A 21652-nucleotide genomic window follows, 5' to 3' on the forward strand; every position below is an offset into this window, starting at 1 on the left:
TCCTCGAGTGTTTACAAGAAATGTTATACTTTATTTTTAACGTAATAATAAGAAAAGTCAGCAAATGAATCATGTTGATGTGCATCGACAGAACCCACAAAATTAAACAAACCTGTAAACCCACCAATTTCTCCAGGTTCTCCATTGACCCCTTCATCCGATAAGTAAGACACATCAATTTCTTCAACAAACAAAATCCAGTCTTCTTCTAAACGATAAAACAAATCGGCTTGCCCGTGATCATAAGATAATTTCAATTCAACAATTCCTTGCTTGACTGGGAAACAATTGTTGCTATATTCAATACGCTTTCCATGCTTTGCTTGCAAAACGGTCAATAAAGGTATCGCTTTTTCTTCTGAATAACTCAAGTGTAAGTACAACCAATTATTCGAATCATAGTATAGTCCAACGCCCGCTGTTTCAGAATAATGATCTGGATGAAACTCAACTTTCGTCTCCAATTGATAGTTAAAAGAGGTAGCTCTAGTTGCCATAATTGCTGGATTCACTTGAGAAAAGAAGGAATCACTTCCGTAAATTCGTAAATAACCTGGACGTTCTATAGTGTTGACCCACGCAACTTCTTGATTTCGATAAGGAGTCATAAAACGACAGTGATATGCATCATTGAAATCATCCTCAACATTATGAGTCACAGTGGTTTCAACATCTTTTCCTATGATACCCTCCACTTCCATCTTAGCGAGGTTGCTGCCATCTTTCATTTCAAGCCATCCTTCTTTTGTCCAGTGCATTTTTTGAATGGCCGTTTCTCGCCCCAGTGGATTGAGTAACGTACCTTCCAGTGGCCGTGACATTAAATGAGAAATATACCACTCGCCTGTAGTCGTTTCCACCAAGGAACCATGTCCCGCTTTTTGCATGACGGATTCTGGATTATACATCCCGAACTGCCCCGCATCTGGATTCCCTAAGGAGAATAAATGTCTCGGTGAGGAAGTAATAATCGGTTCGCCAGTGGGATGTGGTTCATATGGGCCAAAGATGTTTTTTGAGCGACCAATTTCCACACCATGAGCATAACCTGTTCCTCCTCCCGCAATAAGTAGGTAGTAATAATCATTGCGTTTGTAAATTTGTGGCGCTTCTGCACAACCTCTAGTGGTAAACCCATGATTAATACGTTGCCACTTACCAATAATGCCCCCTTTTTCTAAATCAACTTCCGCAATGACAATATGCCCTGGGGCTTGGTAACCTTCCCTTGTTTCCCATTCTAAAATCGCCATATACTTTTTGCCGTTGTCATCATGATAAATAGCTGGATCAAAACCAATTGACGTTAAGTAAATAGGCTCAGACCACGGACCGCGAATATTCTCTGCCCAAATCGCATAAGAATCAGAATTGAATTCTCGTCCCGCCATGTTCACCATATGGGAATAGGCTAACCAATATTTTTTAGCTTCATAGTCATAAGACAAATGTGGGGCCCAAATCCCTGCCGGGGTGTTTGTTCCTCTTAAATTAACTTCTCCCTCCTTTATGGCATAATCGATCAATTCCCAATTGGCTAAGTCCGCTGATTGAAAAATTTGAATAGCTGGATTCCAGTGAAAAGTCGATGTTGCAAGATAATAAATATCCCCTACTCGAATAATTGACGGATCTGGGGCCATTCCCGGAATAATTGGATTTTGAATGTTCATTTTATACTTCCTTTCAACTTTCGTGTCGATCATAAAAGGTGTCATAATGAAACCGCTTCCCTTCTACTTCCCTATAATAAAAGAAATAGATAAGGAGTTATATACCAAAATTCGCAGTTTTTTTACCATTTTCCGTAATATAGTAGAAGCAAGAATTTGGCTATGAGAACTACGGACAATTAATTACGCTGTGCCGGACCCCTTGGGGCTCAATGGATAGCGGATGTAGCAAAATAAAAATCACCAAGATGAAAGCCCGCTGTTGCAGCACTTTTACCTTGGTGATATATCGTTTTATGGATTTTACGACTAATGTAAAGAAAACAAAAAAAGCGCCCCCCTACTACTCAATCTCATTAACTTAAGGGTATTGACAAATAAGAAGAAGGAGGAAAATATTCCTCCTCACATCATAAAAAAAGCGAGGATGCATCCTCGCTTTTTACAGTTGTCAAGTTGCTTGAGTTAATGACATTGTGGCTTTATTTTTGGAAAATTGTAAAATGAAATACGATTATTTGTTCTAATAACCCAATTTTTCCAATTCCTTTTCCAGGCTGTCCGGGACGATCTGGCCGGTCGCTTCGAATTTCGCAATTTGCGCCTCCATCTTATCCACTTGCTCTTGGGCTGCTTGGATGATTTCCTCGGCATGCTCCAACGGAATCACGACGACCCCGTTACGGTCACCGACGATGATGTCCCCAGGGCGCACCGACACGCCGCCGCAGGAAATCGGTACATTGACTTCCCCCTTCGCGCCCCTGGTGCTTCTGCCGCAGGTGTTCGCCCGGGCGTAGATCGGGAAGCCGAGTGCTTCATTTTCTTCGATATCGCGGAAGGCACCGTCGATTACGACGCCGGCTAAGCCGATCGCCTTGGCCACGCGGCTGCGGTTATCGCCCCAAACGCCATTGTTGCAGCTGCCTTTCGCATCGATGACGATGATGTCACCCGGTTGCGCTACCTCCAAAGCTTTCGGTACAACCAGACTGTCACCGAGCGTAAGTTGCAGCGTGACGGCAGGTCCGATGATTTTTTGCGTCGTCACCATCGGCTTGATTTGGTAATCCATTGCCCGAAAGAGATCCATCCCGTCGCACAATTCCGGCACAGTAAATTGGTTCAGTCTTTCCAGCAGATCCGTGGTCGGCCGGGGAATATTTTGGTTTATTCTGAAGCCCATTCTTTGCTTGTTCTCGCTCATGTTCCTACCTCCATTTTTTTGATTTTTCCCAAAAAAACATATTGTTGACTCAACCATATCAGAATAGACGTTTTTTTGTATATATGATAGCGACATGAAAAACAAAGGTAAAACACTTTTCCGACAAATCAGACAGACGAAACAAGAAACCGTTGGACCGTGCATAATCAGATTGTCGGATTTTAGCTCCTTCTCCGGCGAGTGGGTCCTTCATCGAATTTGCGCACGTATTCTGTTGCTCTCCTCCGATTAGCGGACGCAGAAGAAGCTGCCTCACCCTGGAGACAGCTTCTTCGTTCTCTACTTTTTAAACAAGTACTTCCTCTTTTTTGACTGCGTTCATAACGCTGGCAGCTACGATGTCCGCCACGCCCGGAGTGAAGACATCCGGCATGATATAGTCGACGTTCAGTTCCTCATCGCTGACGATGCTGGCGATGCCACGCGCTGCAGCAAGCTGCATTTCGATCGTGATATCTTTAGCACGGGCATCCAAGGCTCCGCGGAAGATTCCCGGGAATGCCAGAACATTGTTGATTTGGTTCGGGAAGTCGCTGCGGCCGGTGCCGACAATATAGGCACCGCCTGCTTTTGCTTCATCCGGGAAGATTTCCGGTGTCGGGTTCGCCATCGCGAAGATGACCGGTTTCTCGTTCATGGTTGCGATCCATTCCTTCTTCAGGACGCCTGGCGCGGATACGCCGACGAATACGTCCATTCCGACAACTGCATCCTCCAAAGTTCCGGTTCTGAAACTGCGGTTCGTAACTTTTGAGATTTCCACATGGCGTTCGGCCAATTCAGGATTGGTTTCGGAAATGATGCCGGTGCGGTCCACGACCATCAGGTTCTTGATGCCAGCGGAAAGGAACATTTGACTGATGGCGATCCCTGCAGCACCGCCGCCATTGACGACCACTTGAATCTCATCGATTTTTTTGCCTGTCAGGCGCAAGGAATTGTAAAGGGCAGCCAGAACAATGATCGCGGTCCCGTGTTGGTCATCATGGAAGACCGGAATGTCCAACATCTCTTTCAAGCGGCGTTCGATTTCGAAGCAGCGAGGCGCGCTGATGTCTTCCAGGTTGATCCCGCCGAAAGAAGGTGCGATGGCAGCAACGTGCGAGATGATTTCTTCAACATCCTGCGTATTCAAGGAAATCGGCACGGCATCCACATTTCCGAAGCGTTTGAACAAGGCCGCTTTGCCTTCCATAACCGGAATGGCTGCTTCCGGTCCGATATTGCCCAAGCCCAGGACAGCCGATCCATCCGTTACGACGGCAACCAGGTTCTTTTTAGTGGTATAAGTATAGACGGATTCTTTGTTGTTCGCGATTTCCATGCAGACAGCTGCGACGCCTGGTGTATAGGCGATGCTCAGATCTTCCATTGTTTCGATCGGCACTTTTGAGATGACCTCCAATTTACCGCCGAATTTTTTGCTGATAGCCAATGCTTTTTCATTTACATTTGTCATAATGAACACACTCTCTTTCTTCTCGTTTTAGTTTTTGGTTTTTATGTCGTTAGAACAGGAAACGCAATAAGGATGTCATGGAAATAACGGTGATGGCTCCACCCAAACGTGTAGCTACTTGAGCAAATGGCATCAGATTCATGCGGTTGGAAGCCGATAGGATGGCAACATCCCCGGTTCCGCCCATGCCGCTTTGGCAAGCCGTTACAATGGCTGCTTCGATCGGGTTCATGTTCATTTTTCCACCGACGAAGAAACCGGTCAGGACAACGGTCAACACGACTGAGATCACGACCACGAAATACTGCCAAGAAAGCATGCCGACGACGTCTTTAAGTGGGATGTACAACAAACCCAAGCCGACCATCAACGGGAAAGTAAAGTTGCCGGAAACGAATTTGTACAGCTGTTTCGAACCTTTTTCAACATCTTTAGGCAATAGGCTCAAGTATTTGATGCTTGCAGCGATCAGGATCATCAGGACCGGTCCAGGGAAACCCGTAAGTCTTTCCAAAAGTCCGCCTGCGATGAAGAGTGTGCAGGCTGTCAGAACGCCGGCACCCATCAATTTGATGTCCAGCGGGCTCTTGTCTTCCTGCATGGCATCCGCCATATCGTCGTCGCCGCCGAATTTGATCAATTGGCCCTTGCCGCTTTTCTCAGGATATTTTTCGCCTAAGCGATTCAAAATACCAGAACAGATGATTGCGAAGAAGTTACCGATGATCGTTGCCGGAATCAATTGTCCAACCAATTCTCCACTCGGGATGCCGGTGATGGCGCTGTAACCAAGCGATAACGGCAGGATGCCTTCGCCGATTCCGCCGGCGATGATCGGTGTCACGATGTAGAAGAGCGTATGCTCAAAACCCAGTCCCAACAAAGTTCCAATTGAAGTTCCGACGATCAATGCAGCGATCATCGCTACTGCCATCGGGATGATCATCCGAATCAAGCCTTGCACCAGAATCTTGCGGTGCATCCCCAGAATACTGCCGCAGACAAGACAAGCGATGTAGAAATACAGGAAGTTTGCTTCCCTCATCAGCATATTCGCTGCATCCAGTGTATTTTGATTGAATACATTCATGAATACCATGATCGATGGCACCATCAGCGACAGGATGGCCGATCCTCCGAAATTTTTCAATCCCGGAATGCTTGCGCCGATTCCTCCCAAAAGCCACCCCAAACTCAAGATGACTGCGAAACCGCCCAGCATGTTGACGGGCAATTCGCCCAGATACGCAGAAGCTATTATAATGGCTGACATCACGAGATAAGTGGGCAACGGAATCGCGCCTACCTTCGCATTCTTGAATCTGTCGAAAACCGTCAACTCTGAAATGCCCGGGAGCTGTTCAAGCTCCAATTCTTTTGTCGTGTCTCTCACTTTCCTTCTCCTCCTTTTGATTAACCGCAACTCTTGAAGCGCTTTCTTTAACCTGTTTTCATTATGCTACCGCTTACAGAATTAAAATAGATTATTTAATTAATTTAAGTATTATTCAATTAATTAAATTGCGAACGCCTACTTTTCATTTGGTATAATGGCTGTGTAATAGGAAGGGAACATCGAAGAATGATCAAACTGAAGCAAAAATGGAAAAACCAGCGCTTATGGGTGAAGCTCACCTTGATGGTATTGGTCACGGTGGCTCTGACAGTCAGCGTCCTGTACTTCTCGCTGACGAACCGCATCTATGAAGCGACGCAGACGCAGGAAGAGGAGCAACTCCTTTCCGTCGCCGAAATCGTGGCCGCGCAGCCTTTGGTTATCCAGACGCTGAGCGATGGTGCCACCAATCCGGAAGTGCAGGCCTATGCCAATCAGATAACCGAAACCTACCAATTGGACTTCGTCGTGGTCATGACGATGGACCGCATCCGCCTGACCCATCCCAATCCGGAAAAGATCAATGCGCCTTTCCAGGGCGGAGATGAAGAAGCCGCACTTTCGGGACAGGAGACAACTTCAATCGCGCAAGGCACGCTGGGTCAATCGCTGCGCGCCTTCGTCCCTGTTTTCAATGCGGAAAACGTGGAAATCGGCGTCGTCGCGATCGGCATCAAGACGACAACGCTCGCTTCGATCGCCAAGAAAACGATGCAGCCTTTCTCCGTCAGTTTTGCGGTAAGCCTGCTGTTCGGAGCTGCCGCTGCGATCTTCACGGCTTTCCAGCTCAAAACCCAAATGTACAATCTGGAGCCGATCGAAATAGCCAGATTATTGGAAGAACGCAATGCGATGCTGGAGAACACGAAGGACGCCATCCTCGTCACCGACAAGGACAACCGGGTCGTCCTTTCCAATCTGGAGGCGAAAAAAGTGTTCCGGCCGCTTTCGCCGGATGGTTCACCGGAGGATGGCGGGGATGGCGCAATCATCGGCATGCCGATTCAATCGCTGTTGCCTGTGGCGCAGGACTTGAAGCTGTTAGCCGGACAAAACAAAACGACCGACCAGATCTATCATCAGGATGGCGTGGACTACTTGCTTTCGACAGCCCCGATCACCGTCGCCAAGAAAGTCATCGGCCAAATCATCCTGATGCGCGATGCCACGGAGCTCTATCTGCTGACGGATCAACTGTTCAACGCGGCCACCTACACCACCACCCTGCAGACGCAGTCGCATGACTTTTTGAATAAGCTGCATGTCATCTACGGCTTGGCGGATCTGCAGGAATACGAGGAATTGAACGACTACTTAGGCAAAATACTCGAACCGGAGCAGGAATTTTCGCACCGCATGATTTTCCTGGTCAAAAACCCTGTCATCGCAGGCTTTCTGATCGGCGAGCGCAGCAAATTCACGGAGCAGAACTATCCGTTCATGATTGAAGTCTACCCGGATGTGCCGCCGACTACCGATCACACGGCTGTCCAATGCTGGATCAACATCATCCGTTTCCTGGACCAATTCATTTTGGAAAACAGGTTGGCGGATGACCTGCAGATCCATTTCGGCTTCTGGAACGACCGGTTGGAGACTGTTTACGAATTGCAGCTGGAGCCCGCCATGAACGAGCGGCTGACGGAAGAACTGCATACGCCGGTCATTTCCCAACTGCTGAAAAGAGTGGACGGGCAACTGGAAATCGAAAGCAATGACCGCCGGATTAAGATTTCTTTGAAAACAGCGTACCGAAAGGAAGAGAACTGATGGTCTATCACGTATTGATTGTGGAGGACGATCCGATGGTATTGTCCATCAATCGTCGTTATCTGGAGAAAATACCCGGCTTTGTCGTATCCGGGACTTGCAGCAGCTTTGAGGAGGCCATCCGTTTGACCAGCAAGCATACCTACGATTTGTTGCTGGTCGATGTAAATATCCAGGGCAAAAGCGGTTTGGATCTGATCCGATCGCTGCGAAAAAGGGATTACCCGGCCGAGTTGATCATGATTACGGCGGCCGGCGAACAGGAAGCAATCCGAATCGGCCTGCAGTGCGGTATCGTCGACTACATCCTCAAGCCGTTCCAGTTCAAACGCTTCGAGAAGAGCATCGAGGCCTTCGTGCAACGCCAAGAGCTGCTGCATTCGCAAAAGCCGGTGACACAAAAGCAATTGGATCAGCTCCACTCGCTGGATAAGCAACCGGATGAGAAGGACGACGAGGCCATCGACAAAGGGCTGACTCCTTCAACATTGACCATGATCATGGCTTGCATCGACCAACAGAAAGGCGATTTCACCGTGAACAACATCACCAGTCTGGCGAACCTTTCCCACGTGTCGGTCCGGAAGTATCTGCGCTACCTGGAGGACAAGCAGGTCATCGAAATGCGGTTGGAATACGGGACAGTCGGCAGACCGACCGCGTTTTACCGGAAAAAATAGGAGCAGCAGCTTCGCCGGAGTTGGCAAACCATAGTACGCAAAAAAAGAGCAGCAGCGAGGCATAAAATACCTCGCTGTTGCTCTTTTTGTCTTATGCAATTTCCGCTTGCATCAGCAAGCGAACTAATTTGCTCTTAGATGGACAAGTCTTCCCCGTTGCTGGCGATTACTTGTTTGTACCAGTCGAAGGATTTTTTCTTCGTACGTTTCAGCGTGCCATTGCCTTCGTTATCGCGGTCGACGTAGATGAAACCGTAACGTTTCTTCATTTCGCCTGTTCCCGCGCTGACAAGGTCGATACAGCCCCAGCTCGTGTAACCCAACAGATCGATGCCATCCAAGTTTACGGCATCTTTCATGGCTTCGATATGCGCAGCCATGTAGGCGATGCGGTAATCGTCTTCGACATAGCCGTTTTCGTCCGGCACATCGACAGCTCCCAAACCATTTTCAACGATGAACAATGGTTTTTGGTAGCGATCGTACATCGCATTCATCGTGATGCGCAGTCCTAATGGATCGATCTGCCAGCCCCATTCGCTCGCATCCAAATAAGGATTTTTGACGGATTCAAAAATGTTTCCACCTGTTTTTGCGTTCACTTCAGGATCAGCAGAAGCTACGCGTGAAGAATAGTAGGAGAAGGAAATGAAATCGACTGTGTTTGCTTTCAGGATTTCTTTGTCGCCTTCCTCCATCTCGATTTTGATGCCTGCGCGCTCCAATTTCTTCAGCGCGTACGCAGGGTATTCGCCGCGTGATTGCACATCGATGAAGAAGTAGTTTTCACGGTCTTCTTCTTGCGCTTTGAATACGTCTTTAGGATCGCACGTATATGGATAGTAGTTCCCGGCAGCCAACATACAGCCCACTTGGTTTTCAGGATCGACTTCATGCGCGATGCGGGTAGCGATTGCGCTGGCCACCAACTCGTGATGCGCAGATTGGAATTTGACTTGTTCTTCGTTTTCGCCTTCTTCGAAGTACAGACCGGCACCCATGAATGGTGCATGCAGGATTATGTTGATTTCATTGAAAGTCAACCAATACTTAACCAGACCTTTGTAGCGGTTGAAAATGGCATGGCATAGATTCTCATAGAATCCGACCATTTTGCGGTTGCGCCAGCCACCGTACTCTGTGATCAAGTGCATCGGGCAATCAAAATGCGTGATTGTCACTAATGGCTCGATTCCGTATTTATGGCACTCTTTGAATAAGTCTTCGTAGAATTTCAGACCTTCTTCATTCGGCTCCTGCTCGTCGCCGTTAGGGAAGATGCGCGTCCACGCGATTGATAAACGGTATGTTTTGAAGCCCATTTCGCCAAATAGTGCGATGTCTTCTTTATAGCGGTGGTACATGTCGATAGCTTCCAACGCAGGATAGAAATGCTCATCGTCAAAATCGAACATTTTCATTTTCCCTGTGATGATGGCCCCTCTGTCCTTGCCGACGGGAACAACGTCAACGTTGGCCAAACCGCGTCCGCCTGCGTTGTATCCACCTTCACATTGATTGGCAGCAGTAGCGCCGCCCCATAAAAAGTCTTCTCTTAAAGCCATTTGCCATCCTCCTCGGTCTTTTATACATAAAAATTGAATACTCTATTAGTTTACTCCGCTTGCGCAAAGGTTTTCCGTAACCGCTACCATTCATTTGAATTTTTACGGTATCGGTTACATTAATAATACTAACACTTTTGGATGGACAATGTAAATATTGTTAGACAACAAATTGTATTATTGTGGACTTATAGTCAAAATAGAGGCGAGCTTATTTTTCTCCGGTGAACACCTCTTTGCCGGAGGAGGAGATTCAAAAAAATCATTACCTCCGACCACGGCGGCTTCGCCGGAGAACAGACGCCCGGAAGACGTCCAACTCCGGCCAGCAACCGCTCATCGGAGTTGGGCTACCTGAGTAAGATATTTCCGAATGTTCGAAGTGCATCCATATCCCCAACCAAAAAGGCGTCCCTATTCAGAGCGCCTTTCCTATCAAAAAATCTTGCAGTCCTTAATTATTCGAACAAACTGGCGCCATTCGTTTCGATGACATCCTTGTACCAATGGAAGGATTTCTTTTTGAAGCGGTCGTAAGTGCCGTTGCCGAGATCGTCGGCATCCACATAGATGAAGCCCCAAGAAGTGTAGCCTATCAGCTCGACTCCGTCTTTGATGGCCAAGTTCATCTGTTCGAAATGATCGCGGAAATACGCGATCCGGTAATCATCAATAACCGTGCCATTTTCGGTCAGGACTTCGGTCGAGCCGATGCCGTTCTCGACGACGAACAGCGGGATGCGGTACTTATCATAGAGATCGATGGAAAATGTGGCGATTCTGCTGTCCTATACCGGCGAAACCCATGAAACGATCGGCGATGCCAAACTGTGCCGCTACGGCGGAACGAAGACGATCTCGATCATATCATTCGGCCAATTCGCTTCCTCCGCGGGCTTCAGCTATATCCTCGATTTTTTCTACAGCGGCATCTTCGAAAAGGATTACTTGGCCAACTACGAATACATGCTGGAGCATACCGGGCGCTTGAGCATGGTTCAAATCAATAAGAAGATGAGCGATATTTAGTGCATTTGGTGGTTATCATTTTGCTTAATTTTTGGTGTGTTATATACTGATGGCAGAAGGCAATGTTGCTACTGTGCACGTTCAAATAGGTTTTTGGTCAACACTCGTTTGTTTTGATGTCCGACGGCAGCGTTCGCGTTGCCGCATGAAAAAGGAGGTACCAAAAATGGGGAAATTTTCTAGTTTCGTCAGAGGTCTTGTGATCGGCGGAGGGATCGCCCTGCTGTTGTCGCCGAAGCCAGGTAAGGATATCCGCAAAGATTTGGCCGACAAAGCCGATGAAGCGTTGGACAAGGTGATGGACTACACCGATAAAGCCAAGGAAACTGCAAAAGAAGCCGTCGATCAAGCCAAAGAAATGGCCCAAGAAACGACAGACACGGTGAAGCAACAATTCGCCTCGAAGGCTGCTGAAGTTGAGGGGAAATTCGATGCCGAAACGGAAGCGCCCGTGACCGAAGTGGACGAACTCGATCCGATCGAGGAAGCATTGAAAACATTGTGAGCATAAGGAAGAGGCTGCCCATTAAGGGAGCCTCTTCTTTTGTCTCTTACGCTAGATTTGCGTGCCAAAACCTCTCAGACCTGGATTTATGTTTGATTTTTGGGTCTTTTTTTTGATAATAGAGGCGGGTGGGCCAAATTATCGAATATTGATCGTGTATTCGACAATTTACTTCCACCATGTTGAGCATTTTGCTTTCCTTAGCATTTCTTCTGAATTCTGATTGCCACCCCACCCGCCATAGCAGTTTGCACCAAGCGTTCTTGCCATTGCGACTTACTTCCGTTCAGCACATCATCGATTCCAACGGCTGCCGTGGTAGCCCATCAGATCCATCGCTTCATGCGTGATGATGATTCCTTCTTTCTCATTATGATGGACCAGCAAAGAACACGCAGAGCTGTTGGCTGCAGAGTCGTTCCAAACGATCCGGAATGTTGCTGTGCCTTTGTTTCCGGATACGAATTGATGTCATTAGTATAGGCCAATCAGACAGGCAATGATATGTCCCGGAAAATAAGAGTGCACCGCTTATAGCGACCGTTTGCTATTCCGCGAAACAAAAAACAGTGCAGCTGTACAGCCGGAATCTCAATACTCAAAAATGATTTCGAAAACTTGATGCTGGTCAAGTCCTTTCTCGGCGATTCCACCTATACTATAGTCATACCAGACAAATAGGAGGAATGAATCATGAGCCAAGCCGTTATCCAATTAGGACCCGTCACTTGCCCATCCTGCATCAAGAAAATTGAATCCGCCGTCAGCAAAATCGATGGAGTCGAAACCGTCAAAGTGTTGTTCAACTCCAGCAAAGTCAAAGCCGCATTCGACGGCACCAAAACTTCAGGGAACGACATCAGCAAAACAATCCAAAAGTTGGGCTACGAAGTCCAATCGGTCAAAGAATCCTAGATTTTTTTAGGGGTCCCCTCAATTTAGAGACGGCCCCTGCTTTTTGTTGGCGAGGGTGTCCTAAAACATGGATTCCAGATAGTTATCCATCTTTTCATCCGGATCCGGGCACATAAACATGGATTCCTGATGATTATCCATCTTTTCATCCGGATTCGAGGCCATAAACATGGATTCCAGATAGTTATCCATCTTTTCCGCCCCACCACATCACTCGCGAATCCGTTTATTCCTGAATCGAGGGATATCAGTTGCTTTCGAAAAATAAGCATGCTATCATGAAAACACAAATGAAAATAAGTTGTGCGTTGAAGAGAAGAAGTACCTTTCAGGGTCATCAAAGAGAGCCTCAGTCGGTGAGAAGAGGCATGGTCAGGAAAGCGAAAATGCGTCTCGGAGCAAAATGATGCGTTAGTGTCATTTCGGTTTGTACCCGATAGCGTACAGAAGTATGGCTGATTTTGCGTACTTCATAAGGCACAATCCGTGAGGGTCGTGCGAATAAGGGTGGATCACGAAGAGCTTTCGTCCCTGTATTCCAAACATTTGGAGTATAGGGACGAGGGCTTTTTTTCGTTCTCGGGATAGATAAATTAAAGGAGGAATTCAAATGGACATCATTTCCATTGTCATTATTTTAGCCGTATTTGTGGCACTGCTTTTTGCACTTTATCGTTTAGGCTCCAAACATGTCAAGTTCTCTAGACGCGTTTTCATCGCGTTGGCTTTAGGGGTTATCTTCGGGGCCGCCATCCAGCTGCTTTTTGCACCGGACAGCGCAATCACACTGACCGCCATCGATTGGATCAACATCGTCGGCAACGGTTATGTCCGCTTCCTGCAGATGCTGATCATGCCATTGATTTTCGTGTCGATCGTGGGCGCTTTTACCCGCATCGAAGAAACCAAGAATCTGGGCAAAATCAGCGGATCCGTACTCGGCACTTTGCTGGGTACAACTGCCATCGCCGCTCTTATCGGATGGGCATCCGTCATCCTCTTCAATCTTGACGGCGCACAATTCACGCAAGGTTCCGCTGAAACTGCAAGAATCGAAGCCTTGACTACCCAACAGACGCAAGTCGCTGACTTGACGATTCCTGGTCAAGTGCTCAGCTTCATCCCGACCAACATCTTCCAGGATCTGGCCGGTCTGCGCAGCACAAGTACGATTGCTGTCGTAGTCTTCTCCGCTTTTGTCGGGATCGCTTATATGGGCATCAAGAAAAAACAGCCCGAAAATGCTGCTTTGTTCAATAAAGGACTGCAAGTCATCCAATCGATCGTTATGCGTATCGTTACCTTGGTCTTACGCCTGACTCCTTACGGAATCTTGGCCTTAATGACTAAGATGATGGCGACATCCAGCTATCAGGCCATCGTCAACTTGGGACTGTTCGTGGTCGCTTCCTACGCCGCTTTACTTGTCGTCTTGCTGGTGCACAGCTTGATTCTGGCAGCTGTCGGTGTCAATCCGATCACTTACTTCAAAAAAGCTTTCCCGGTATTGAGCTTCGCCTTCACTGCCCGTTCCAGCGCAGGTGCACTGCCTTTGAACGTTGAAACGCAAACGAAAGCTTTGGGCGTCGATGATGCCTCAGCCAACTTCGCCGCCAGTTTCGGCCTATCCATCGGTCAGAACGGTTGCGCGGGTGTCTACCCTGCCATGTTGGCGACCATCGTCGCCCCAACTTTGGGCATTGACGTCACCAGCATCGGCTTCGTATTGACACTCATACTGGTCGTTACGATCAGTTCCTTCGGGGTTGCCGGTGTCGGCGGCGGTGCTACTTTCGCGGCTTTGATCGTTCTGGGCGCCATGAACTTGCCTGTCACCATCGCCGGACTAGTCATCTCAGTTGAACCAGTCATCGACATGATGCGCACTTTGACCAACGTCAATGACAGCATGTTGGCCGGCGTCGTTTCTTCCCGCAACATTGGGGAATTCGACTCCTCCGTCCTGAACGACGACGCTGCCGTTGTCGATGGGGATGCCATCTAGTCTTTTCTTCTATACATTATTCGGCCTTGCCGAAGGATTAAGCTGCCTGCAATTTGCAGGCAGCTTTTTTTGTCCGGATTCCATTAAGCGAATGAAGTCGGTTCGTTCCTCCGGCGAGGCTTCCCACACCGAAGCACGGCGGTAATTTGCAGGCTCTTCTCCTGCGAGCAGGTTCTCGTCGGAGCACAAAACTTAAATGTGAGCCGTACTCCGGCGTAACCTCCGTTCGCCGGAGGAAAAAGGCTGAGGTTCTGCTGATCTAATTTCCGCATCCAAAGCTTGACCCTAATCAAGTCGTTTTCCTGCTTAACGACGTATGATTAGGCTATAGGAAATACAAGAGGAGGTCGTTTAAATGATCAAATGGATACATAAATATAAAAACCGCATCACTGCGCTGTCAGGTTTCCTGATTGCAGTCGGTTTTGCTCTGAAAACACTCGGATATGCTGTGGCCACTGACTATGTGCTTGTCCTCGCAACGCTCATCGCGGTCGTGCCGATTATGCACAAAGCCTATCTGGCATTGCGGATGAAAGCTTTCAGCATCGAGTTGCTGGTGACGATCGCAGTCATCGGCGCGCTGTTCATCCGCGAATATACGGAGTCTTCCGTTGTGACGTTTCTGTTTCTGTTCGGTGATTTCCTGGAAGCACGCACATTGGAAAAGACCCGTTCCTCTTTGCGGTCCTTGATTGACATGGCGCCCCAGGCAGCCATCGTGCTGCATGGCACTGACCAAGCCGTCGTGCCGGTTGAGGAAGTGGCTGTCGGGGATCGGCTGTTGATCAAACCGGGCGGTAAAATCCCGGTTGACGGCATCATCGTGAAGGGCCAGGCGGCCATCAACGAAGCCGCTGTGACGGGAGAAGCGATTCCGGCCAATAAATCCTTGGATGACAAAGTCTTTTCGGGGACATTGGTGGACGACGGCTTCATCGAAATGATCGCGGAAAAGGTCGGCGATGACACAACTTTCGCCAAAATCATCGAATTGGTCGAAGAGGCGCAGGAATCCAAATCCAAGGCCGAACGTTTCCTCGATGCCTTCGCTAATTTCTACACGCCGGCCATCGTGGTGCTCTCCGTCATCGTTTACGTTTGGACGCGTGACCTGCATCTTGCCATAACTTTCCTTGTGATCGCCTGCCCTGGCGCGCTCGTGATTGGAGCGCCGGTATCGAACGTGGCCGGCATCGGCAACGGCGCCAAATACGGTGTGCTCGTGAAAGGCGGCGAGGTCATGGATCGTTTTTCCAAAGTCGATACGCTCGTTTTCGACAAGACCGGCACGCTGACGAAAGGCAAACCGGAAGTGACCGACATCCATATTGTTAGTGCCATTGACCGCCAGGAACTGCTGCTGCTGACGGCTTCAGCGGAGCGCATTTCCGAGCATCACCTCGGACAGACAATCGTGAAATACGCACATCAACAAGGCCTAGCAACCGTTGCACCGAAAGATGCGGAAGTCATTAAGGGACACGGCCTGAAAGCCATAGTTGACAACCGTCATCTTGTCGTCGGCAATCGCAAGCTGATGGCACAGTCCGGAATTTCGATAAATGAAGCCGCAGAAAGCTACGCGATTGCGCGTGAAAAAACCGGTAACACTGTTGTTTTCGCAGCCATTGACGGCACACTTGCCGGGCTCTTCTCCATTGCCGATCAGATCCGCGCGGATGCACAGCAGGCTTTAGCCGAGATGCGCCGCAACGGCATCGAACAGATCATCATGCTGACGGGTGACAACCGCCATACCGCCCAAGTGGTTGCGGAACAATTAGGGCTGGATGCCTTCCATGCCGAGCTGTTGCCGGCGGACAAAGTGCGGTTCGTCAAACAACTGCAGGCGAACGGAGCTGTCGTGGCGATGGCTGGCGACGGCATCAACGATGCGCCTGCCATCGCGACAGCGGACATCGGCTTAGCGATGGGCGAAGGAGGGACCGACATCTCGATGGAGACGGCCGACGTCGTGCTGATGGCCGATAAACTGATGCAGTTTTCCCATGCTTACTCGCTGTCAAAGGCAACCATGCGGAATATGAAACAAAACATCGCCATCGCAGTCGCGGTCGTCATATTCCTTTTGGCAGGCGTCCTATTGGGCTCCGTCCATCTCGCAAGCGGCATGTTCATTCACGAAGCCAGCATCCTGGCCGTCATCCTGAACGCCATGCGCTTGATTGGGTTCAACCGGAAATCGAATGCCGATCAACAGTAAAAAGTTAGCATGCAGCCTCCGGATTGCGGTACAATTCAGATGATCGAACAACTGCATGACCTGTTCCAAAAAGGAGAATCCACCCTATGAATAATAACCAAAACAAGGCGCACAACTGCAGTGGAGAGTGCACCTGCAATGCGCATCGTTCCTGCGTTTCGCTTGTGCCGATCTTCAATCATTTGGAGCCCGACCAGATGGATGAAATCATGTCCGTCATCCATCCGGCGACCTACAAAAAAGGCGAACTGATTTACCGCCCCGGCGATGCGTCGGATACACTTTACATCCTCCACTCCGGCCTGATCCGCATCTACCGGCTGGCCGAATCTGGGAAGGAGCAACTTGTGCGCTTCCTCTACCCGGGCGATTTCACCGGTGAGCTGGCCCTCTTCAGTGAATCGAAGCACGAAGCCTATGCCGAAGCCGTGAAGGAGACCCAAGTCTGCCGGATGCAAAGGAGCGATCTGCAGCACTTTTTGTTGAAATACCCGGCTATCTCTTTGAAATTGCTGCAGGAATTCTCTAACCGTCTGGAAAAGTCGGAAAGACAGACGACCTATGTGGCGACCGAAAAAGTCGAATCTCGTTTGGCCCTTTACCTCGCCGAGCTGGCCACAAAGGACGGCGACACCATCACCTTGCCGATGTCGAAGAAAGATCTGGCTTCCTATCTCGGAACGACACCGGAAACAATCAGCCGAAAGATGGGCTCGTTGGAGGACCACCATTTCATCAAACAACTGACCCACCGCGAAATCGTCATCCTGGATCTGGATGGCTTGCTATTTATATGAAACACTCCTGCCTTTCCGACCAAGCGGGAAGGTTTTTTTGCCGGATCACAACCGTATTACGAAAAGGGAGTTTGTGGTAGAATGGGTTTACGAAAAAGGGGGAAATTTTGATGACAGAAAAAATGAAGCAACGGCTTTTGTTGGCCTTCGCTACGGTTGTTGGCTTCGTGATCGGCTACCTAAATCCGGAGACTTCCCAAGCACTCTTGTCCGGCATCGGCTGGATTGCGGGGATTGGCATGTTCTTCCTCTTCCGACGCTCCAATAAAAACCCAACTCGGGATTATACAGCAAGCTGGGCCTATATTTTGATCCGCATGCTGTTGTTCTTCATCATCGGTGCCGTATTGGGCAGCATGATCCCTTATTACCAACAGATCATGGCTTTGCAGCAGCAATAGTCCATTTATTCATTTTTCAATAAACAACCAAAAGGAGTATGTATGCAAATGGATTATGTCGCCATTGACTTTGAAACTGCAAACAGCCGTGGTGACAGCGTCTGTTCCATCGGCTTGAGCCGCTTTTCCGACGGGAAGGAAATCGATCGCTACTATGCGCTCATCAATCCGCGCCAATATTTCAGCCGCGGGAATATCCAAATCCACGGCATCACCGAGGACATGGTCGCAAGGGAACCTTCCTTCGACGAACTTTATCCGGACATCCGTTCCTTCATCGGAACCGATCCGCTTGTGGCCCACTTTGCCCAATTCGATATGAGTTGTCTGCAACAGACGATCGAAACTTACAAATTGCCGAAGATGCAGAACGAATTTTTCTGTTCCTGCAAGATGGCGCAGCGCATGCTGGACCTGCACAATAATCGCTTGCCGACTGTGTTGGACCACTTCGGCATGACCATCGATAACCACCATAATGCGGTAGAGGATGCGGTTGCCTGCGGACTGATCACCAGCAAAATGCTGGCGCAATACGACTATGATATCCAAGGTTTTTTGGACGAATACCAATATCGGATGGGGAAATTGTTCTCGCATGCTTTCGGAGTGGCGAAAGGCGGCAGAAGCACCCCCGCCAAACGGGCAAAAACAGCCGCCCCCTTGAAGCCGAAGAGCCTGCTGTTCGATAAGGATCACGTCTTTTACGACAAGCACGTCTGCTTTACCGGCCGGTTCCAAAAACTGAAGCGCAACGCTTTGGCGCAACTCGTCATCGATGTCGGCGGCCACTTCGACGCCAACCTGAGCTACGAGACCCTCTACCTGGTCGTCGCCGACAGTGATTGGCGCAAAATCGGCACACCTAGCGAGAGCCGCAAGATCCAATCTGTCCGTGAACTGCAAGGCAGTGGCCACAATCTGACCCTGCTTTCCGAATCGGATTTCCTGCGTATCTTCTTGAAGGAATGAGGTGACAACAGATGAATATCTTCAGCAAAATGGACAATTTAGTAAGCTTGACTGAAAACGAGAAAATTTTGGTTTCCTATATAAAAGAAAATTCCGAAGCTTTCGTGAAGATGACTTCTGCAGAAATCAGCGAAGCCAGCTTCATTTCGAACGCAACCATTTACCGTTTATGCAAAAAATTGAATCTGGCTGGCCTTTCCGAATTGAAGATCCTGGTTTCGGCTTCGGTCGGAGACTATCTGAAAGAACGGACAACCCTGGATTTTAACTATCCGATCCACCCCAACGAAACCCAATACCAGATAACGCGGACGATGCAGGAACTCTATGAGCAGACCGTGGTGTCCTCGCTAAACAATCTGGATCTGGAGCAGCTGCGGCAGGCGGCTTCTTTGATGAAAAAGATTTCGGCGATCGACCTATATACCTCTGCAGGGAATCTGTTTTTCGCAGAGAACTTCAAGTTTCAGATGCAGGAAATCGGCAGATTCGTCAATGTCCCGATCGAAGAGTATCACCAACGTCTGACGGCGGCTGCCAGCGACCCTTCACATCTTTCCATTGTTGTTTCATACGGCGGACGGGGTACGGTCATTCCCGAAATCGTGAAAATCCTGAAGAATAATCGATCGCCCATCCTGTTGATCACATCCACCGATGCCATTCCTTTCGCGGATGTGGCCACGCACCATCTCTACATGAGCTCGAACGAAAGTCATTATAATAAGATCTCTTCGTTTTCGACTAGGCTTTCTTTGCTGTTCCTGCTGGATTGCCTCTATACTAGCTATTTCAAACTCGACTACGAGCGTAATGTCGCACTGAAAATGGATTACTATAAGAAAATCAGCCGAATCACTTGGTGATGATTATCAGAACGGCCCCTCCTTCTGAAAGGATTCTCTCAGTGTCCCAACTATCGGGATGTAAGTTGTGAGAGATTTCTTTCATTCGGAGCTCGACATCTTTCCTCATAAACAGTTATGTCTTATACTAAGTGTATCCATAAAAGAGGTGCCTTCATTTGCTAATGACAGGTTCCTTTTCCCGGCGTGAGATCGCTCAGTCAGTAAGCGTCGGAAAAATGACTCCATTCTAGAGAATAAGGTCCTTCAACCGCGTACTGCCATACGCAAGGAGGCTTTCTGCTCTAGGAAACCCGGACAAATCTGTCCGGGTTTTTGTGTTTTTTTAGGCCTATTGCTAGCTTCTTGGTATAATAGGCACGAAGGATTGCTATTGTTTTTCTTGTGGAAGAAGGAATGGATATGTTTAAAAAGACGGGAGACAGATCAGGGGAAGTCACCTTGTACAGCGGTAGGATGAGTTGGTGCCGCAGCGAACAGTCCGCCCTGGACGGTTTTGGCTTTTTGACCGACAAGCAGCTCCGCTTCGATATGCCGGAAATAGCCAAAATCATGACGAAAATTCTCTTCAAACCCTTTTCAAAGGCCTTCGCTGACGGCATCTACGATATCGCCATACCATACGATGACATCAGAAGCGTTCGTCCAAGTACTTACGGCCTCCGCAAAGCGCTGATTATCGAAAGGAAAGACGGGACTCTCTTCAAGTTTGCAGTCAACCACTATGACACATGGGAACAAGCCATCCTGAAACGCATGACAAAAATCGCTTAACAACTGAATACATACCGAACGAAAGGGGCTGCCTCCAATGAGGCAGCCCCTTTTTGTGTTTTGGATGTTAGCGTTCGTGGCGGAATAACCCGCCAAAATGGTTTTTACGGGCAATCTCGTGTTGTCCGCGAGTTTTTCCCCGCCAAAGTGGTTTCGGCGGGTTTTCTGACTGTTATTTGAACTGGTTTTCCCCGCCAAACCGGTTTTGACGGGTTATTTCTGAGCATAAATTCAATTCCCATATGGAAAGTGGCTACCTTTTCGCTACTCTTTACTGATCGCTATTTTTTTCTCTTTGTTGCCCAAAAATTCGTTCAGGAAGGCCGCAGCCAGTATCAGCACGCCTCCCGCCAATTGAATTGGTGACAGGTCTTCTTTCAGGAATACCGCCGAAACCACGATCGCCGTCACCGGATCGACGTAGCTGAGCACCGCGAACGTCTGGCTCTCGACCGCTTGGGCACCTGCAAACATCAGCACATAGGCGATCCCTGTGTGGATGATTCCCAGAATCAGCAGACTGGTGATAGAGCTTCCAGTCAATTGTCCCAATCCGAAACCGGAAGTCAGTGCGACATAAGGGGTCAGGATTCCGGTTGCGATGACGAGCGTCAAAGCGGTCAATGAGATCCCGCCAAGACCTGCGATTTTTTTATTTGAGAGGATAGCAACCGCATAGAAAAACGCCGCAGCCAATCCGAATCCGATCCCGACTGGATGATTATAAGTTCCCGAGTTGGGGCTAACGCCGATTATCAGGAACATCCCAAGCATCGCCAACAGAACACACCCGATTTTCTTCGCGGTCAAGGACTCCTTGAAAACAAACGGCGCCAACAACGTCATGAAAATCGGCTGGAAATAATAGCTCAATGTTGCATTCGATACCGTCGTGTAACGGAAAGCTTCAAACAGCAGGATCCAGTTCATGCCGACCGCAAAACCCGAAAGTAACAGGAACTTAGCATTTCCCCTGATTAGCACCAAAGGAATCCTTTCCTTGCGCACCAGTAAAGTTCCCCAGAGGAACAGGCTCCCCAAAGCACCCCGGAAGAAGGCAACCTGATTGGAAGCCAAATCGATATTCTTAACGAAAATGCTGATTGTCCCGAATATCAGCATCGACAGCATCACTTTCCCTTTTCCTTTCGACACAACCCCACACCTTTCGTTATTTGATGAAAATAGTACACCCATCATATCACAGAGTTTACCGGCCGGGGATGATTTCCGCGCAAAAAAATACGGAACGCGCAGCCACCCCAATGTCATTAACTTAAGGGTATTGACAAATAAGAGACAGTGGAAATGGGAGATAAATCCTCTCATTTCCACTGTCTCTTTCTTTTCTGACAATCGAAAGCACGACGAAGCAAGGCAACTCCATGAA

At 48.7% G+C, this 21652-nt stretch carries 19 protein-coding genes and 1 pseudogene; 12 read left to right on the forward strand and 8 right to left on the reverse strand.

Annotated features, from left to right (window positions below):
* Positions 1–23: 23 nt before the first annotated feature.
* The 4 genes from WBM30_RS05165 to WBM30_RS05180 form a co-directional block, all read right to left on the reverse strand.
* Positions 24–1673, reverse strand: coding sequence for a family 43 glycosylhydrolase (locus WBM30_RS05165; RefSeq protein WP_424899688.1), 1650 nt, complete (start codon positions 1671–1673; stop codon positions 24–26).
* A 523-nt stretch (positions 1674–2196) separates the two neighbouring features.
* Positions 2197–2880, reverse strand: a complete 684-nt coding sequence (locus WBM30_RS05170) for an RraA family protein (protein WP_424899689.1) — start codon at positions 2878–2880, stop codon at positions 2197–2199.
* 307 nt (positions 2881–3187) lie between these two features.
* Positions 3188–4360 (reverse strand): NAD(P)-dependent malic enzyme, encoded by a 1173-nt coding sequence (locus WBM30_RS05175; protein ID WP_424899690.1) that lies wholly within the window; start codon positions 4358–4360, stop codon positions 3188–3190.
* 49 nt (positions 4361–4409) lie between these two features.
* Positions 4410–5708 (reverse strand): 2-hydroxycarboxylate transporter family protein, encoded by a 1299-nt coding sequence (locus tag WBM30_RS05180; protein ID WP_424899706.1) that lies wholly within the window; start codon positions 5706–5708, stop codon positions 4410–4412.
* Between the two features lie 234 nt (positions 5709–5942).
* Between WBM30_RS05180 and WBM30_RS05185 the strand changes: the two genes are divergently transcribed.
* Positions 5943–7526, forward strand: coding sequence for a Spo0B domain-containing protein (locus WBM30_RS05185; protein ID WP_424899691.1), 1584 nt, complete (start codon positions 5943–5945; stop codon positions 7524–7526).
* Positions 7526–8206 carry a response regulator gene (locus tag WBM30_RS05190; protein WP_424899692.1) on the forward strand — a complete coding sequence of 227 codons (681 nt, stop codon included), beginning with the start codon at positions 7526–7528 and terminating at the stop codon, positions 8204–8206. The genes WBM30_RS05185 and WBM30_RS05190 overlap by 1 nt, the downstream gene beginning before the upstream one ends.
* A gap of 134 nt (positions 8207–8340) precedes the next feature.
* Here WBM30_RS05190 and WBM30_RS05195 read toward each other — a convergent pair whose 3' ends face one another.
* Complete coding sequence (locus WBM30_RS05195; RefSeq protein ID WP_424899693.1) at positions 8341–9771, reverse strand: 6-phospho-beta-glucosidase; 1431 nt, start codon at positions 9769–9771, stop codon at positions 8341–8343.
* A gap of 458 nt (positions 9772–10229) precedes the next feature.
* Positions 10230–10535 (reverse strand): annotated as a pseudogene (locus tag WBM30_RS05200) (family 1 glycosylhydrolase); the annotation flags it as partial.
* On the opposite strand from WBM30_RS05200, the gene WBM30_RS05205 reads away from it, so the two are divergent.
* From WBM30_RS05205 to WBM30_RS05215, 3 genes are all read left to right on the forward strand, one after another.
* Positions 10534–10800: a hypothetical protein gene (locus WBM30_RS05205; RefSeq protein ID WP_424899694.1), complete on the forward strand. Its 267-nt coding sequence runs from the start codon at positions 10534–10536 to the stop codon at positions 10798–10800. The pseudogene WBM30_RS05200 and the gene WBM30_RS05205 overlap by 2 nt on opposite strands.
* 166 nt (positions 10801–10966) lie before the next feature.
* The gene (locus tag WBM30_RS05210) at positions 10967–11305 is read left to right on the forward strand and encodes a YtxH domain-containing protein (RefSeq protein WP_424899695.1); all 339 of its coding nucleotides are present in this window, start codon (positions 10967–10969) and stop codon (positions 11303–11305) included.
* A 693-nt stretch (positions 11306–11998) separates the two neighbouring features.
* Positions 11999–12220: a heavy-metal-associated domain-containing protein gene (locus WBM30_RS05215; RefSeq protein ID WP_424899696.1), complete on the forward strand. Its 222-nt coding sequence runs from the start codon at positions 11999–12001 to the stop codon at positions 12218–12220.
* A 60-nt stretch (positions 12221–12280) separates the two neighbouring features.
* Here WBM30_RS05215 and WBM30_RS05220 read toward each other — a convergent pair whose 3' ends face one another.
* Positions 12281–12412, reverse strand: coding sequence for a hypothetical protein (locus tag WBM30_RS05220; RefSeq protein WP_424899697.1), 132 nt, complete (start codon positions 12410–12412; stop codon positions 12281–12283).
* Positions 12413–12830: 418 nt separating this feature from the next.
* Between WBM30_RS05220 and WBM30_RS05225 the strand changes: the two genes are divergently transcribed.
* The 7 genes from WBM30_RS05225 to WBM30_RS05255 all read left to right on the forward strand — a co-directional run bounded on the left by WBM30_RS05225 (position 12831) and on the right by WBM30_RS05255 (position 20262).
* Positions 12831–14225 (forward strand): L-cystine transporter, encoded by a 1395-nt coding sequence (locus tag WBM30_RS05225; protein WP_424899698.1) that lies wholly within the window; start codon positions 12831–12833, stop codon positions 14223–14225.
* A gap of 355 nt (positions 14226–14580) precedes the next feature.
* Positions 14581–16452, forward strand: a complete 1872-nt coding sequence (locus tag WBM30_RS05230) for a heavy metal translocating P-type ATPase (RefSeq protein ID WP_424899699.1) — start codon at positions 14581–14583, stop codon at positions 16450–16452.
* A gap of 86 nt (positions 16453–16538) precedes the next feature.
* A complete protein-coding gene (locus WBM30_RS05235) occupies positions 16539–17249 on the forward strand; it encodes a Crp/Fnr family transcriptional regulator (protein ID WP_424899700.1) in 711 nt (236 codons plus the stop codon).
* A gap of 110 nt (positions 17250–17359) precedes the next feature.
* Positions 17360–17650 (forward strand): hypothetical protein, encoded by a 291-nt coding sequence (locus WBM30_RS05240; RefSeq protein WP_424899701.1) that lies wholly within the window; start codon positions 17360–17362, stop codon positions 17648–17650.
* 48 nt (positions 17651–17698) lie between these two features.
* A complete protein-coding gene (locus WBM30_RS05245) occupies positions 17699–18622 on the forward strand; it encodes an exonuclease domain-containing protein (protein WP_424899702.1) in 924 nt (307 codons plus the stop codon).
* 11 nt (positions 18623–18633) lie between these two features.
* Positions 18634–19488: a MurR/RpiR family transcriptional regulator gene (locus WBM30_RS05250; RefSeq protein ID WP_424899703.1), complete on the forward strand. Its 855-nt coding sequence runs from the start codon at positions 18634–18636 to the stop codon at positions 19486–19488.
* Between the two features lie 402 nt (positions 19489–19890).
* The gene (locus tag WBM30_RS05255) at positions 19891–20262 is read left to right on the forward strand and encodes a hypothetical protein (protein WP_424899704.1); all 372 of its coding nucleotides are present in this window, start codon (positions 19891–19893) and stop codon (positions 20260–20262) included.
* Between the two features lie 264 nt (positions 20263–20526).
* On the opposite strand, the gene WBM30_RS05260 is transcribed toward WBM30_RS05255, so the two are convergent.
* Positions 20527–21417, reverse strand: coding sequence for a DMT family transporter (locus WBM30_RS05260; RefSeq protein WP_424899705.1), 891 nt, complete (start codon positions 21415–21417; stop codon positions 20527–20529).
* Positions 21418–21652: the final 235 nt, after the last annotated feature.

The organism is Trichococcus sp. (assembly GCF_049684335.1).
Lineage (GTDB): Bacteria > Bacillota > Bacilli > Lactobacillales > Aerococcaceae > Trichococcus.